This is a genomic window from Streptomyces sp. NPDC021356 (assembly GCF_040641015.1).
Taxonomy (GTDB): Bacteria; Actinomycetota; Actinomycetes; order Streptomycetales; family Streptomycetaceae; genus Streptomyces.
The window spans coordinates 40,414-55,570 of sequence record NZ_JBFACU010000045.1 but is presented as its reverse complement, the minus strand read 5'-3'; the positions used below and the strand labels follow the sequence as shown (position 1 = coordinate 55,570).

At 74.0% G+C, this 15,157-nt stretch carries 16 protein-coding genes; 5 read left to right on the top strand and 11 right to left on the bottom strand.

Translation table 11 applies throughout. From position 1 onward, the window contains the following. Positions 1-125 precede the first annotated feature (125 nt). The 5 genes from AB0G56_RS37195 to sigE form a co-directional block, all read right to left on the bottom strand. Complete coding sequence (locus tag AB0G56_RS37195; protein WP_360979092.1) at positions 126-797, bottom strand: hypothetical protein; 672 nt, start codon at positions 795-797, stop codon at positions 126-128. A gap of 166 nt (positions 798-963) precedes the next feature. Continuing rightward, the gene (locus AB0G56_RS37190) at positions 964-1,452 is read right to left on the bottom strand and encodes a sec-independent translocase (RefSeq protein WP_360979089.1); all 489 of its coding nucleotides are present in this window, start codon (positions 1,450-1,452) and stop codon (positions 964-966) included. A gap of 237 nt (positions 1,453-1,689) precedes the next feature. After that, on the bottom strand, positions 1,690-3,567 hold the full coding sequence (locus AB0G56_RS37185; protein WP_360979086.1) for a trypsin-like peptidase domain-containing protein: 1,878 nt from the start codon (positions 3,565-3,567) through the stop codon (positions 1,690-1,692). A gap of 139 nt (positions 3,568-3,706) precedes the next feature. Then, positions 3,707-4,717 carry a zf-HC2 domain-containing protein gene (locus tag AB0G56_RS37180; protein ID WP_360979083.1) on the bottom strand — a complete coding sequence of 337 codons (1,011 nt, stop codon included), beginning with the start codon at positions 4,715-4,717 and terminating at the stop codon, positions 3,707-3,709. Beyond that, entirely contained in the window at positions 4,714-5,418 is a 705-nt protein-coding gene (gene sigE / locus AB0G56_RS37175) for an RNA polymerase sigma factor SigE (protein ID WP_360979101.1), read from the bottom strand. The genes AB0G56_RS37180 and sigE overlap by 4 nt, the downstream gene beginning before the upstream one ends. 248 nt (positions 5,419-5,666) lie before the next feature. Between sigE and AB0G56_RS37170 the strand changes: the two genes are divergently transcribed. Beyond that, the gene (locus AB0G56_RS37170) at positions 5,667-6,362 is read left to right on the top strand and encodes an O-methyltransferase (RefSeq protein ID WP_360979098.1); all 696 of its coding nucleotides are present in this window, start codon (positions 5,667-5,669) and stop codon (positions 6,360-6,362) included. Between the two features lie 217 nt (positions 6,363-6,579). Here the strand turns inward: AB0G56_RS37170 and AB0G56_RS37165 are convergent, their stop codons facing one another. Next, complete coding sequence (locus AB0G56_RS37165; RefSeq protein WP_003966491.1) at positions 6,580-6,747, bottom strand: DUF3117 domain-containing protein; 168 nt, start codon at positions 6,745-6,747, stop codon at positions 6,580-6,582. Between the two features lie 393 nt (positions 6,748-7,140). Here AB0G56_RS37165 and AB0G56_RS37160 point away from each other — a divergent pair, with 393 nt between their 5' ends. Beyond that, entirely contained in the window at positions 7,141-7,944 is an 804-nt protein-coding gene (locus tag AB0G56_RS37160; protein ID WP_360979080.1) for an enoyl-CoA hydratase-related protein, read from the top strand. Between the two features lie 35 nt (positions 7,945-7,979). Here AB0G56_RS37160 and AB0G56_RS37155 read toward each other — a convergent pair whose 3' ends face one another. Both AB0G56_RS37155 and AB0G56_RS37150 read right to left on the bottom strand, forming a co-directional pair. Beyond that, positions 7,980-8,579 carry a DNA-3-methyladenine glycosylase I gene (locus AB0G56_RS37155; protein WP_360979095.1) on the bottom strand — a complete coding sequence of 200 codons (600 nt, stop codon included), beginning with the start codon at positions 8,577-8,579 and terminating at the stop codon, positions 7,980-7,982. Between the two features lie 23 nt (positions 8,580-8,602). Further along, positions 8,603-8,956, bottom strand: a complete 354-nt coding sequence (locus AB0G56_RS37150; protein WP_360979077.1) for a DivIVA domain-containing protein — start codon at positions 8,954-8,956, stop codon at positions 8,603-8,605. Between the two features lie 124 nt (positions 8,957-9,080). Between AB0G56_RS37150 and folP the strand changes: the two genes are divergently transcribed. Next, on the top strand, positions 9,081-9,941 hold the full coding sequence (gene folP / locus AB0G56_RS37145; protein WP_360979074.1) for a dihydropteroate synthase: 861 nt from the start codon (positions 9,081-9,083) through the stop codon (positions 9,939-9,941). Between the two features lie 150 nt (positions 9,942-10,091). Here folP and AB0G56_RS37140 read toward each other — a convergent pair whose 3' ends face one another. Further along, the gene (locus tag AB0G56_RS37140) at positions 10,092-10,850 is read right to left on the bottom strand and encodes a TIGR00730 family Rossman fold protein (protein ID WP_360979071.1); all 759 of its coding nucleotides are present in this window, start codon (positions 10,848-10,850) and stop codon (positions 10,092-10,094) included. A 94-nt stretch (positions 10,851-10,944) separates the two neighbouring features. Further along, complete coding sequence (gene dapE / locus AB0G56_RS37135; RefSeq protein ID WP_360979068.1) at positions 10,945-12,024, bottom strand: succinyl-diaminopimelate desuccinylase; 1,080 nt, start codon at positions 12,022-12,024, stop codon at positions 10,945-10,947. Between the two features lie 116 nt (positions 12,025-12,140). On the opposite strand from dapE, the gene AB0G56_RS37130 reads away from it, so the two are divergent. Next, complete coding sequence (locus AB0G56_RS37130) at positions 12,141-13,124, top strand: heavy metal transporter (RefSeq protein WP_360979066.1); 984 nt, start codon at positions 12,141-12,143, stop codon at positions 13,122-13,124. A 353-nt stretch (positions 13,125-13,477) separates the two neighbouring features. Beyond that, complete coding sequence (locus tag AB0G56_RS37125) at positions 13,478-13,912, top strand: ATP-binding protein (protein WP_360979063.1); 435 nt, start codon at positions 13,478-13,480, stop codon at positions 13,910-13,912. Positions 13,913-13,985: 73 nt separating this feature from the next. Here AB0G56_RS37125 and AB0G56_RS37120 read toward each other — a convergent pair whose 3' ends face one another. After that, entirely contained in the window at positions 13,986-15,077 is a 1,092-nt protein-coding gene (locus AB0G56_RS37120) for a bifunctional succinyldiaminopimelate transaminase/glutamate-prephenate aminotransferase (protein WP_360979060.1), read from the bottom strand. Between the last annotated feature and the right edge of the window lie 80 nt (positions 15,078-15,157).

Genomic DNA, 15,157 nt, shown 5'->3' with positions numbered 1-15,157 from the left:
TCCCTTTCGGGCCCGGTCTGGCGTGCCCCTGCGGCCTTCCTAGGGGGCGGTGGGTGCCCGTACCACGCGTACGGCCCCCGTCCGCGCGGACGGCGCCCTTCCTCGTCGTACCCCCGGCGGGGAGGTCACGCGTAGGCGGTGATGTCCTCGACCACGGCGAAGCCCAGCCCGTACGCGCTCATCCCCCGTCCGTACGCCCCCACGTGCACCCCTTGCGGAGTCGATCCGGCGAGCACCCAGCCGAACTCGGACTCACGGTAGTGGAACGGGGTCGGCTCGCCGTCCACGGGCAGCGAGAGCGACGACCAGTCCGGACCGGACAGGTCGTCGGCCAGCACCCACGCCGTCTCGGTCTGCTGCTCCAGCCAGTCGTCGCGCAGGGCGTGGTCCATCTGCACGGGCCAGGTGACGGACAGCAGGCCGACCCCGGCCAGCCAGGCCGCCGAGGAGACGGAGGTGGCCTCCAGGCGGCCGGTGCCGTCGGCGAGTTGCCGTACCGGGTTGGCGGCGACGGTGACGACGACCGTGAACTTCTCCCTGGGATCGTCCGGGGAACCGGACACGAACTCGTTGCGCACCGAGGGCTCGTCGCCGTGCCCGAGGGAACCGTGCTCCACGCAGCCGTCGGCGGAGGTGCCGACCTGCATCAGCCGGCGCGGCCCCGTGAAGGCCTCGTCGAGGCCGTACCACGGGAAGGGCGCCAGCAGGTAGCCGTCGACCGTGCGCCGGGCGGAGGGGAGCGGTTGTCCGCCCTCCTCGGCCGGTGCCTGCGCGACCGCCCTACTTGTCGTCTCCATGTACCCGGACGCCTCCTCGCTCTCGTCGGACCGGCGCGGCCCGCCCCCCATCGGGCGTACTCGTCCGGTCCGCACAACAACTCGGCAGCATATCGACCCCGCCCGGGGCGGCAGGGAACGCGCCCGGGGCGTGGCTCTCCGGAGCGTCGGGTTCAGGCCGTGTGGCTCAGGTGGCGTCCGCGTCGAAGGGCGGGCGGTCGTCCCGGTCCGTGCCCTCGGGCTTCTTCGTCATGTCGACGCGGCCGCCGGCCGGACCCGCCGAGGCGCCCGCGGCCGAGACCGGGGACACCGCGGAAGCGGACGAGGACGACGAGGCGGCGGAGGAGTCGGCGTCGCGGCCGGTGACCGCGTCCGTGACCTCGGCCATCTCCTTCTTCAGGTCGAAGCCGTTGCGGATCTCCTTCAGCCCCAGGTCCTCGTTGTCCAGCTGCTTGCGGATGAACGTCTTGGGGTTGAGGTCCTCGAACTCGAAGTCCTTGAACTCCGGACCCAGCTCCTTGCGGATGTCCTGCTTGGCGCTGTCCGAGAACTCGCGGATCTTCCGGATCGTGCGCGTCACGTCCTGGATGAGCTTGGGGAGCTTGTCCGGACCGAACACGAGCATGGCCAGGACGATGAGCGTCGCCAGCTCGGGCAGTCCTATGTCGTTGAACACCTGAAGCTCCTTGCGATGTCCGTGGTCCTCGGCCCTCGGGTGGTCCGGTCTGTGCGGGTCCATCCGTGGTCCGGGCCGGATCCACGGTACCCGTCCCAGGTGTCGGACCGGTACCGTCCCGAGGTGTCGGGCCCCGTGTACACGACCAGTTTTCCGGCTTGTCCGCGTTGCGGAAGGTCCGCGTCGTCCTGGGCGGGTCACGTGCCGCCGACGGGGCCCGGCCGGAGGGGCCGCGTGTCAGCCGCTGTCCGAGGAACCGAGGACCAGGGTGACCCGCCGTTTCCTCCCGTCGCGTTCGACGGTCAGGTCCAGGTGGGCGCCGGGGCGGTGGGCGCGCGTCCTGACGATCAGTTCCTCACCCGAGTGGACGCGCACGCCGTCCACCGCGGTGATCACGTCGCCGGCCCTGAGGCCGGCCTCGGCGCCCGGGCCGCCCGGCGTGACCGGGGATCCGCCGTCCTTCGCCCGCGCGCCGACCTTGGCGCCGTCGCCCTGGTAGGCCATGTCGAGGGTCACGCCGATCACCGGGTGGCTGGCCCGGCCCGTGTTGATCAGTTCCTCGGCCACCCGCTTGGCCTGGTTGACCGGGATGGCGAAGCCGAGCCCGATGGAGCCCGCCTGTCCCGTCTCCACGTCCGAGCCGGTGTCGGCGGAGCGGATGGCCGAGTTGATCCCCACGACCCGGCCGCGGGAGTCGAGGAGGGGGCCGCCGGAGTTGCCGGGGTTGATCGGCGCGTCCGTCTGCAGCGCGTCGACGTAGGACAGGTCGCTGCCGTCGCCCTTCTCGCCACCGGCGGTGATGGGGCGCTCCTTGGCGCTGATGATGCCCGAGGTGACGGTGTTGGCCAGGTCGAACGGGGCGCCGATGGCGACGACCGGGTCGCCCACCCGCACGTTGTCGGAGTTGCCGAGCGGCATCGGCGTCAGCCCGCGCACGCCGCGGACCTGCACGACGGCGAGGTCGTACCCGGTGTCGCGGCCGACGATCCTGCCGCGGGCGGTCTGCCCGCCGCTGAAGGTCACCGATATGTCGCCACCGGAGGCGGCGGGCCCGACGACGTGGTTGTTGGTGAGGATGTGTCCGACGCGGTCGAGCACGAAGCCCGTGCCGGTGCCCTGCTCGCCGGAACCGGACACGTGCAGGGTGACGACGCCGGGCAGGGCGCGCGCGGCGATCCCGGCCACGCTGTCCGGTGCCCGTCCGGCGGGCTCCTTGCCCGCCTGCGGCAGTTCTACGGTGCCGATGCCGCCGTTGCGTTCGAGGTAGGCCCCTACGATCCCGCCGAGCACGCCCGCCGCGAGCGCCAGCAGCACGGCCCCGCCGGCGAGGGACCGCCGGCGGCGCCCGCGCCGCTGCTCCGCGCTCGCCGCACCGGTCCCGCCGTGCTGGAACGGTCCGTGCCCCGGCCGCGCCGCCCACGGGTCGTAGCGCTGCCACGGGTCGGCGGGGACGGCCGGGCCGTGCGGCGCCGGGACGGGGGCCGGGGCACCCTGCGCAAAGGCAGGGGGAGAGACGTGCGGAGAGACCTGGGGGGCCGTGAGGCGGGCGGAGGCGGCGGCAGCGGCAGGGGATCCTGCCGCCGGGTCCGGTACCGGCACGGACTGGGGCCGCGGGGCGGCATCCGGGGCCGCGGTGGGCGTGGGCGCCGCAGCGGGCGCTCCTGCCGCGGGACCCTGCGCCGGGACGGCCCCCGAGAAGGGCGCCGGCGTGGCCGCGGGCGGCGGTGTCGGGGTCGTCGGGTGCTGGACCGGTGGGGCGGGCGCCCAGGGGCCCGGTTCGCCGTAGGGCGGGGTGCTGTAGGGGTCGGGGTCGTGCAGGGGCCCGGGGCGCTCGGCGGCGGGCGCGACCGGCTCCTGGGAGGCGGGCGCGGGGGTGGCGCCCGAGAGTTCCCCGGCGGGGCGCTGGAGAGCGTAGTCCCCGTCGCTCCCGACGTTTCCGTTCCCGTGGTCAGGGGCGACCGCGGGCCCGGCCGTGCCGGGAGCGGCGTGTGCGGTCGCGGGCGGGTCCTGCGGGGCCGTGGGGGCCGCCATGGGCGCAGCTTCCCCCGGCGGGGTGGGCCGGGGGCGGCTCCACCACCTCGGGCGGGTGGACTTCGGGGGCTTCCCCTCGTTCATGCTCTCCCCACAGGTGCCCGCGGCACGGCTCGTCGGCGGTGGCCGTGCTTCGTCGACCGCGCGCCCGGACGGGTGTCATGGGCGCGACCACCTGGATTCAACCAGGTTCACGGGCCGCCGCGCAGGAGCCTGCCGCCGGTCAGGGCGCCAGGTGCGCGGTGGCGGGAGAAGGCGGACTGGGCGTCGGGCCCGGCGCCGGTGCCGCGAGCAGACCGGGCGCCGTGAGCTGCGGGTCGGCGGACCACGCCGTCAGGGAGACCGGCGGCCGGGTGCCGAGCGGACGTATCAGCGGGGACAGCATCGCGGCCCCGGCGGACACGGGCGCCGTCAGCGTGCGCACCACGTCCGTCACCGGTACGGCGGCTTCCGGGGTGGGCACGCCGGGCAGCAGGGGCGCGGACAACGACGTCGGTGCCGCCGGTCCCGCGCCGGTCGACCGCTGGATGGGCAGGGGCGCGCTCGGCGACTGGCGGCGCCGTGAGGCCTCGGGCCCGACCGCCGCCGCACCGGCCGGGCGCGCCGGGGTCGCGTTGCTGCCCGTACCGGAGCCGCCGCGCGCCTCCGCGGCCGTGTCTCCCGCGGCGCCGGTGGTGACGCCGCCGAGGGCGACCGCCGCCAGCGACACCGCACCGGCGGCGACGAAGGCGAAGCGGAGCCCGCGCGAGGGCGGCCGGTCCCCGTCGGGGCGGCCGACGTGATGGATCCGGAAGCCTTCCGGCCGCTCCGGTTCCGGCTCGGGGGCGAACGGGGCGGCCGCCACGTACCCGAACTCGAACCGCTCGCCGCGCCGCACGCCGAACATCCCGGTGTCCCCGGAGTCCTGCGCGCGCCCGGAGAGGCCGGAGATCCTGCCGGGGAAGCCTCCCGCGCCCAGCGGCGCACCGCCGTCCGCGTCACCGCCGCCCGGCAGCCCTTGGAGGCGGGCCAGGAAGCTCTCGGAGGGCGGCGGGGGGGCCGTCTCGGCGAAGACATTCTTCAGCCGGCGCTGGGCGTCGACCTCCGCCTTGCACTTCGGGCAGGTCGCCACGTGCGCCAGGACGCGCTCACGCGTCTCATGACCTAGCTCCCCGTCCACCAGGGCGGAGAGCCGGTCTCCCAGATGCTGTTCCGCGAAGCCCCTCGCGGCGGGGTTGGATCGGGACCCACTCACGCGGTCGCGCCCCCTCCTCCCAGCGCGGCGACGCGGGGCACGAAGCGGCGCCGCTCCGCCTGCCGGGCCTCGGGCGAACGGTGCGCCAGGGCCTTGCGCAGCTGCGAACGGCCGCGGTGGATACGGGAGCGGACCGTGCCGAGCTTCACGCCCAGGGTCGCGGCGATCTCCTCGTAGGAGAGTCCCTCGATGTCGCACAGGACCACCGCGGCGCGGAACTCGGGCGCGAGGGTGTCCAGGGCCTGCTGGACGTCCGCGTCGAAGTGCGCGTCGTTGAAGAGCTGCTGCGGGGTGGGTTCCTTGCTGGCCAGCCGGTCGGCCGCGTCGTCGCCGAGCGCGTCGAAGCGGATGCGCTGCTTGCGGCGGACCATGTCCAGGAAGAGGTTGGTCGTGATGCGGTGCAGCCAGCCCTCGAAGGTGCCCGGCGTGTACGTCGACAGGGAGCGGAAGACTCGGACGAAGACCTCCTGGGTGAGGTCCTCGGCGTCGTGCTGGTTACCGGTGAGGCGGTAGGCCAGGCGGTAGACGCGGCCACTGTGGGTGCTGACGATCTCCTCCCAGGTGGGCGGAGTCCACGCCTGCCCGTCCGCGTCGCTGGAGAAGGTCGCGGTCTGGGCGGGGCCCTCGGCGTGGGTCGGGTCAGCAGCGGTGTCGTTCACGGATTTCGGCCTGCCTGCCGATCCGAGGAAGCGCCGCAGCACTCCTCCCCGATCCACAGGCGCGGCCGCACCTCCCCTGTCGGCTCTGGTGGTGTCCAGTGGAGCCCCTACCATAGCCACCTCGCCCGTTAGCTCCGGATAAGCGGTTTTACTTGAATTTGACACGCCCTGCCACGGGTCATCCGGCTGCGTCGGCACTTGCTCGTCGTCCCGTTCCATCCCATACCCCCCGTCCGGCCTCCGGTCACGTCGCCCGCTGCTCCCCCACCCCTTCAAACGACCGGTCCCATCTGCGGGTTCCCGGCCCCAACGGATACAGTCACGCCCAGGCATCCAGGGGACAGGAGAGGGTCATTACCGGCAACCGGCAGACGAGCTGGGCGTTCGCCGACGCCTATGTCGCCGAGGACGACGCGCTGCACTGGGCCAGGGACCGGGCCGGCGAGGCAGGGCTGCGCGCGGTGTCCCCCGCCGCGGGCGCGGCGCTGCGGTTGCTCGCCGCCACCGTGGACGCGAAGGCGGTCGCGGAGATCGGGACCGGCACCGGCGTCTCCGGCATCCACCTCCTGCACGGGATGCGCCCGGACGGGGTGCTGACCACCGTGGACCCCGAGCCGGAGCACCAGCAGTTCGCCCGGCAGGCGTTCCGGGCCGCCGGGTTCGCGAGCAACCGCGCCCGCTTCATCCCCGGCCGTGCCCTGGAGGTCCTGCCCCGGCTCGCGGACGCCGGGTACGACCTGGTGTTCTGCGACGGCGACCGGCACGAGTTCCCCGACTATCTCGCCGAATCGTTGCGTCTGCTGCGCCCCGGTGGCCTGGTCGTCTTCGAGGGGGTCTTCGCGCACGGCCGGACGGTGGACTCCGGGCCGCAGCCGGCGGAGGTCGTCCGGCTGCGGGAGCTGCTGCGCACGGTGCGCGAGAGCCCCGAGCTGGTGCCGTCACTGCTCCCGGTGGGCGACGGCCTGCTGTGCGCGGTCAAGCGCTGAGCCGTCCGGCGAGCGCAAACCGCCCGGCCCGGACGCCCGGCTCCCCGGCCCGGCGCCCGGATTCCCGGCCCGGCCCCGCCCCTCCGGCCTCCGCCCCCGGCTCCGGCCCCTGACTCCCGGCCCCGGTCGCCCCGCCCTCGGCCCCCGGCAGGACAGACAGCGACCCCGGCACCGCGTGCGGTACCGGGGTCACCGAAAGGGTATGGTCGCTTCCGCGTCAGCCGACGACCTTCTTGAGGGCGTCGCCGAGCGCGTCGGCCTCGTCAGGGGTCAGCTCGACGACGAGTCGACCGCCGCCTTCGAGCGGAACGCGCATGACGATGCCCCGCCCCTCCTTGGTGACCTCGAGCGGGCCATCACCCGTCCGCGGCTTCATGGCCGCCATGCTCGTTCCCCTTCCTGAAACCCAGCTCATCGTCAAAGCCGACGGCGCACCGAAAAGGGCACGCGCGCGCTCCACGCCCCAGAACGGCCCAGGACACGCGACACCGGCATCGAACACATTGCTTCCCAGCCATTATCCCGCATCCCAGGACCCGATGACCAACATCGGTCCGCATCGCTTGGGCAACGCGCGCGAGCAAAACCACTCAATTCGGGGATGTGACTGCGATACTGCGCCCCCACGCCCGCGTCCCCCGGCACCCGGCCCACCCGAATTCTTTGACGCAGGTCACACGCCCGCTCCGCGCTCGGGCCGGTGATCTCCGTCATGCTGTCCTTCGGACACAGGACGTACCGAGCGGTACGCCGGAGCCGACACCGGAGGGGATGCGCCATGGCCGACACCGTGCTCTACGAGGTGAGCGACGCTCTCGCGACGATCACGCTGAACCGCCCGGAGGCGATGAACGCGCTGGACATCGCGACCAAGGTCGCGCTCCGGGACGCGGCCGAGTCCGCGGCGGCCGACGAGGCGGTCCGGGCGGTGCTGCTGACCGCCGCGGGTGACCGGGCGTTCTGCGTGGGCCAGGACCTCAAGGAGCACATCGGCCTGCTGGCCGCCGACCGCGAGAGCGGGTCGGGGCAGACGATGAGCACCGTACGGGAGCACTACAACCCGATCGTGCGGGCGCTGGCGGGCGCGGCCAAGCCCGTGGTGGCCGCGGTGAACGGGGTGGCCGCCGGGGCGGGCTTCGGCTTCGCGCTCGCCGCCGACCACCGGATCGTCGCGGACACCGCGTCGTTCAACACCTCGTTCGCCGGGGTCGCGCTGACCGCGGACTCCGGCATCTCCTGGACCCTGCCGCGGGTGGTCGGCGCCGGCCGCGCCACCGACCTGCTGCTCTTCCCGCGCACCGTCACCGCCCAGGAGGCCCTGGAGCTGGGCATCGCCGACCGGGTCGTACCGGCGGGCGAGCTGCGCGCCGAGGCCGAGAAGGCCGCGCGGAAGCTGGCCGCGGGCCCCACGCTGGCGTACGCCGCGCTCAAGGAATCGGTGGCCTACGGCCTGACGCACTCCCTGGCGCAGACGCTGGAGAAGGAGGACGAGCTGCAGACGCGCGCGGGGAGCTCCGAGGACCACCACATCGCCGTGCAGGCGTTCGTGAACAAGGAGAAGCCGGAGTACCTGGGCCGCTGACCCGCGCAGCGCGGCGGCGCCGCTCCCGCGGGCGCTCAGGGGCGGCGCCGTGCCACGCAGTCCACGAGGTGGTCGTCGACCAGTCCGCACGCCTGCATCAACGCGTACGCCGTCGTCGGGCCGACGAAGCGCAGGCCGCGCTTCTTGAGCGCCTTGGACAGGGCCGTGGACTGCGGGGTGACGGCGGGGACGTCCGCGAGGGTGTGCGGGACCGTGCGGGTGGCCGGGTCGGGGGCGTGGGACCAGATGAGGGCGTCCAGCTCGCCCGGGGACCAGGTGGCGAGCACGCGCGCGTTGGCGAGGGTCGCGTCCACCTTGGCGCGGTTGCGGATGATCCCGGTGTCGGCGAGCAGGCGCTCGCGGTCGGCGTCGGTGAACTCCGCCACCGCGGAGATCTTGAAGTCGGCGAAGGCGGCCCGGAAACCGGGGCGGCGGCGCAGGATGGTGATCCAGGACAGCCCGGACTGGAAGGCCTCCAGGCTGAGCCGTTCGTAGAGGGCGTCGTCGCCGTGGACGGGGCGGCCCCACTCCTCGTCGTGGTAGGCCACGTACTCGGGCGCCGACAGCGCCCAGGGGCAGCGCCGTGCGCCGTCCGGGCCCGCGAGCGCGGCGCCGTCGGGCGCCGCCTCGGTCACCGGGCTCTGTGCTGTCGCGTCGCTCACTGCTGGTCCTCCGGTTCCGGCTTGGTCAGGCGTACCGGGGCCGCGGCGGACCGGGCGCCCGCCAGCGCGGTCCGGAGGTCGGCGATCCGGGCGTCGCGCTCGGCGAGTTCGGCGCCGAGGCGGCCGAGGGCGTCGTCGACGTCGGCCATGCGGTAACCGCGGACGGCGAGCGGGAAGCGCAGGCTCTCCACGTCGGCACGGCCCACCGGGCGGTCCGGTGGCAGCGGGTCGTGCAGCCGCTCGGGCGCGGCCTCGGGCAGCGGTCCGGTGCCCCCGCCGCCCACGACCGCGAGGGTCACCGCGGCGACGACGACCGCGAGCGCGACGACCAGGAACAAGAACATCACCATCGCTGAGGTCCCCACGGAGTCCGGAGTCTGTCGTATGTGTCAGGGTCCGATCGTGCCATGCGACGCTGCCGGTTAGGGTCGCAGGCGGCCGAAGAGCGGAACGTACGAGAAGAGGTCACAGCGGATGCTCAGGCTGGGCAGGCGTGAATTCGACGCCCACGAGCCGGTGATCATGGCGATCGTCAACCGGACCCCCGACTCCTTCTACGACCAGGGGGCGACGTTCCGCGACGAGCCGGCCCTCGCGCGGGTGGAGCGGGCGGTCGCCGAGGGCGCGGCGATCGTCGACATCGGCGGGGTGAAGGCCGGCCCCGGCGAGGAGGTGACGGCCGAGGAGGAGGCGCGGCGCACGGTCGGCTTCGTCGCCGAGGTGCGGCGGCGCTTCCCGGACGTGGTCATCAGCGTGGACACCTGGCGGGCGGACGTCGGCGAGGCGGTGTGCGAGGCCGGCGCCGATCTGCTGAACGACGCGTGGGGCGGTGTGGACCCGCGGCTCGCCGAGGTCGCCGCCCGCTACCGGGTGGGGCTGGTGTGCACGCACGCGGGCGGCACCGAGCCTCGGACCCGGCCGCACCGGGTCACGTACGACGACGTCATGGCGGACATCCTGAAGGTGACCGTGGGGCTGGCCGAGCGGGCGGTCGCGCTCGGGGTGCCGCGGGAGTCGGTGCTGATCGATCCCGGGCACGACTTCGGGAAGAACACGCGGCACAGTCTGGAGGCGACGCGGCGGCTCGACGAGATGGTCGCCACGGGGTGGCCGGTGCTGGTGTCGTTGTCCAACAAGGACTTCGTGGGGGAGGCGCTGGACCGGCCGGTGAAGGAGCGGCTGGTGGGGACGCTGGCCACGACCGCGGTGTCGGCGTGGCTGGGGGCTCAGGTGTACCGGGTGCACGAGGTCGCCGAGACGCGGCAGGTGGTGGACATGGTGGCGGCGATCGCGGGGCACCGGGGGCCCGCTGTCGCCCGGCGGGGGCTGGCGTAGGGCGTTTCTCGCCCCCGCCGCCCCTTCCCGTCCCGGACCCGGGGGCTTCGCCCCCGGACCCCCTTGCGTGCCCTTTCGGGCGCGCGCCCGGTGGGCCGGTCGCGCCCACGCGGCGCAGCCGCACGGACCCGCGACCCCCGCCGGGGCGCTCTACTTGCCCGCTTCCTTCGACATCAGGGCCACCGCCTCCTCCACGTCGTCCGTGACGTGGAACAGGGTCAGGTCGGCCTCGGCCGCCTTGCCCTGGGCGATGAGGGTGTGGGTCAGCCAGTCGACCAGGCCGCCCCAGTACGCGCTGCCGAAGAGGACGATCGGGAAGCGGGTGACCTTCTGGGTCTGGACCAGGGTGAGCGCCTCGAAGAGTTCGTCGAGGGTGCCGAGGCCGCCGGGCAGGACCACGAAGCCCTGCGCGTACTTCACGAACATCATCTTGCGGACGAAGAAGTAGCGGAAGTTCAGGCCGATGTCGACGTAGGGGTTCAGACCCTGCTCGAAGGGCAGCTCGATGCCCAGGCCGACCGAGATGCCGCCCGCGTCGCAGGCGCCCTTGTTCGCCGCCTCCATCGCGCCCGGACCGCCGCCCGTGATCACGGCGAAGCCCGCGTCGACCAGTCCCCGCCCCAGCCGCACCCCGGCCTCGTACTCCGGCGAGTCCACCGGGGTGCGCGCCGAGCCGAACACGCTGATCGCGGGCGGGAGTTCGGCCAGTGTGCCGAAGCCCTCGATGAACTCCGACTGGATGCGCAGCACCCGCCACGGGTCGGTGTGCACCCAGTCGGTGGGGGCGCGCTCGTCCAGCAGCCGCTGGTCCGTGGTGCTGGCCTGGACCTGGCTCCGGCGCCGGAGCACGGGTCCAAGGCGCTGCTCCTCCGGTGGCCGCTTCTTGCCCTCCGGGTTGCCTGTCGGCATGTGCGCTCCCTCCACGTGCGGTCGTTCCACCTCAGCGTAGGTCTTGGCGGGTTACGGGCGGGGGACCTCGGTCGGTCGGGTTCGTGGCCGCGGGTCAGCTCGTCAGCCAGGCCCGCAGCCGCTCCTCGCCCAGGAGGATCTTCGCCGTCTCGACCCGCTCGTCCCGCTTGTGCGCCAAGTGGGGGTTGCCGGGGCCGTAGTTGACGGCCGGCACGCCGAGCGCCGAGAAGCGGGAGACGTCCGTCCAGCCGTACTTGGGCAGCGGTGTGCCGCCGACCGCCTCGATGAAGGCCGCGGCGGCCGGGTGGTCGAGGCCGGGCAGCGCGCCGCCGCTGTGGTCGTCGACGACGAACTCCTCGACGCCGCAGTCCGCGAAGACCTCGCGGACGTGGGCGATCGCCTCCTCCTCGCTGCGGTCGGGGGCGTAGCGGAAGTTGACGGTGACGACGCATTCGTCGGGGATGACGTTGCCCGCCACGCCGCCCGAGATGCCGACCGCGTTGAGGCCCTCGCGGTACTCCAGGCCGTCGATGACCGGGTGGCGCGGCTGGTACCCGGCCAGCCTGGCCAGGATGGGCGCGGCGGCGTGGATGGCGTTGGCGCCCATCCAGCCGCGCGCGGAGTGCGCCCGCTCCCCCTTGGTCTTCAGCAGGACGCGCAGGGTGCCCTGGCAGCCGCCCTCGACCTGGCCGTCGGAGGGTTCGAGGAGGACGGCGAAGTCGCCCGCGAGCCAGTCCGGGTGGGCCTCGGCGACGTGCCGCAGGCCGTTCAGCTCGGCGGCGACCTCCTCGTTGTCGTAGAAGACGAAGGTCAGGTCGCGGTTGGGTGCCGGGACGGTGGCGGCGACGCGCAGCTGCACCGCCACCCCGGACTTCATGTCGCAGGTGCCGCAGCCCCACAGGACGCCGTCCTCGTCCAGCCGGGACGGCACGTTGCCTGCGATGGGGACCGTGTCGATGTGGCCGGCCAGGATCACGCGCTGGTCGTGCCCGAGGTGGGTGCGGGCGACGACGTTGTTGCCGTGCCGGTCGACCGTCAGGTGCGGCAGGGCGCGCAGCGCGGCCTCGATCGCGTCGGCGAGCGGCTTCTCCGTGCCGCTCTCCGAGGGGAAGTCGACGAGCTGCGCGGTCAGCCGCGCGGCGTCCAGCGTGAGGTCAAGCGGGGTATCGGCCATACCGCCGACCCTAACGCCCCCGGCCTGCCGCGCGAACTGCCCTGACCTGCCACGCGCCGGGGCGTTTTCTCCTCACCGGCGACGGTTGCCCGGTCCGTCTCCAGTACCTTGTACGCGTGCCAGAGCCGTCCCCCACTCCGAAGCGTCGTGGCCGCCTCCTCAGGATCGGGGCGGCCCTTGTCGTCCTGCTCGCGGTCGCGGGTTATCTCACGGTGCAGTACCTGACGGGCGGGACGGGTCCCGGCTGCGAGGTCGTGTCCTCGGGCAAGGGCGGCGGGTCGTACGAGTTCACGCCGGAGCAGGCGGTCAACGCGGCGACGATCGCGGCGGTCGGCACCGGGCGCGGCATGTCCGAGCGGGCGGTGACGATCGCGCTGGCGACCGCCCTCCAGGAGTCGGGACTGCGCAACATCGACCACGGCGACCGGGACTCCCGGGGACTGTTCCAGCAGCGGCCCTCGCAGGGCTGGGGGACGTCGAAGGAGATCATGGACCCGGCGTACGCCGCGGGCATGTTCTACGAGCACCTGACCAAGGTGCACGACTACACCCGGCTGCCGCTGACGGTGGCCGCGCAGCGGGTGCAGCGCAGCGGTTTCCCGGAGGCGTACGCCCAGCACGAGCAGGACGCCACGCTGCTCTCCGCCGCCCTCACCGGGCGGGCCGCGGCCACGCTGACCTGCCAGGGCCGGCCGGGTATCAGCCCCGCGACGGGTCCGGCGGCGGTGCGGGCGGCGCTGGTGCGGGACTTCGGGCGGGACATGGTGCAGGAGGCCGGTGCGGAGGTGGGCGGTCGCCGCGGTGCGTCGCCCGCGCCCACGGCGCCGGGCGGCGCGGCGGGCGCGGACGGCCGGACGGTGACGCTGCCGGTGCGGGCCGGCACCGGTTCCGGCGGCGGGCTCACCCTGGCGCGGCGCGGCTGGCAGCTGGCGCACTGGGCGGTGGCCAACGCCTCGGCGCTGCACATCGAGCGGGTGTCGTACGCCGGCCGGGAATGGACCGCCGGGGTCACCGAGGGCGAGTGGCGGGCGACGGACGGGAAGAACGCCGACGGGACCTCCCTGGGCTCCGGCACGGTCCGCATCACGACGGCGAACTAGCCTCCCCCACTGGACCCCCGTTCGGGTCGTCACCCTCCGGGGTGGCGCGGGCCGGGCCGGGGCGGTGGTGCGCACGGGCGTGCGCGGTGTCGGCCGCCGATCCGCCGAATCCCTTGGAAGGGCGCTGCTGTAAGGATTCAGCAGCCTTTCCGGCCCGTTTCCTTTTGCCCGTTTTTATCCACAGCAGATAATGCGACGCATTGCGAACTCTTTACGTCGCCCCGCCGCAACCTTCGCGCGCTTCGAGCGGTAGTCACTGCGTCCGAGCCCGGCCCGCCGGCGGCCCCACGGCCCTCGGTGAACTACCGGGCCCGGTCGGACACTTCAAGGTTCTCTCCCGTCGAAGGAGCAACATGTCCCTCCCCCTGACCCGCCGGATCGCCCGTGCCGCGCTGCTCGTCGCCGCCGGGGCGGCAGCCGGGGTCGGTGCGGCCGGCTCCGCCGGTGCTGCGCCCCAGCTGCCGGCCACCCCGAACCTCGGCGGCCTGACCGCGCTGGACGGGGCGAGCGTCGGCAACACCGTGGACGGTGCGGCGCAGCACGTCACCGGGGTCGCGGGCGACACCGGCGGCAAGGCCGTCAAGCAGGCGGTGCCGGCCGCGGGCAAGACCGGCGGCAGCCTCGTGAAGAAGGCGACCCCGGTGGCGCAGAAGACGGCGGGCGACGCGGCCGGGTCCGCGGCCGGTCTCCTCGGTGACACCGCGAAGAGCGCGACCAAGGGCGGGCTGCCCACGCAGGGCCTGCCCACCCCGGGCCTGCCGGTCCAGGGCCTGCCGCTGGGCGGCTGACCGCCCCTCGTACGCACGCGACGGGGCCGGGGGAGATTCCCCCGGCCCCGTCGGCGCGTGTGCGGGCGGCCGGTCAGAGGCGGCCCACGGCCGCCGCGATCCGCTCGTCCGTCGCCGTGAAGGCCACGCGGACGAACCGGTCGCCGGCCGGGCCGTAGAAGTCGCCGGGGGCGACCAGGATGCCGAGGCGGGCCAGGTGGGCCACCGTGTCCCAGCAGGACTCGTCGCGGGTCGCCCACAGGTAGAGGCTGGCCTCGCTGTGCTCGACGCGGAAGCCGTGGGCGAGCAGGGCCGCGCGCAGGGCGGTGCGGCGGGCGGCGTAGCGCTCGCGCTGCTCGCGGACGTGGGTGTCGTCGCCCAGGGCCGCCACGACCGCCGCCTGGGTCGGCGCCGAGGTCATCATGCCGCCGTGCTTGCGGATCTCCAGGAGCGGGCCGAGGACCGCCGGATCGCCCGCGAGGAACGCGGCGCGGTAGCCGGCCAGGTTGGAGCGCTTGGAGAGCGAGTGGACGGCGACAAGGCCGTCGTACGAGCCGCCGTTCACGTCGGGGTGCAGGACGGAGACCGGGTCGGCGTCCCAGCCCAGTTCCAGGTAGCACTCGTCGGAGACGACCAGGACGCCGTGCTCGCGGGCCCAGGCGACGATCCGGGTCAGCTCCTCCTTGCCCAGGACCTTGCCCGTCGGGTTGGACGGCGAGTTCAGCCACAGCAGCTTCAGGTGCGCCGGGTCCAGCTCGGTCGGGTCGTCGTAGGCCACGTACTCCGCGCGGGCCAGCCGGGCGCCCACCTCGTACGTCGGGTAGGCCAGGCGCGGGAAGGCGACCGTGTCGCCGGGGCCCAGGCCCAGCTGGGTGGGGAGCCAGGCGACCAGTTCCTTGGAGCCGACGATCGGCAGGACGTGGCGGTGGGTGACCCCGCGCGCCCCGAGCCGGCGCTCGACCCAGCCGGTGATCGCGTCGCGCATCTCCGGCGTGCCCCACACCGTCGGGTAGCCCGGCGAGTCGGCCGCCGCGATCAGCGCCTTCTGGATCAGCTCGGGGACCGGGTCGACCGGAGTGCCGACCGACAGGTCGACGATGCCGTCGGGGTGGGCTGCGGCCGTCTTCTTGTACGGCTCCAGCTTGTCCCAGGGGAAGGTGGGGAGTCGGTCGGAGACTGCGGACACGGGGATCAGGCTCACTTTCTCGTACGGAAAACACCTCGGTCCCGCACGGCCGCCGACACGCTCGAAGCGGTCAGGCCGTA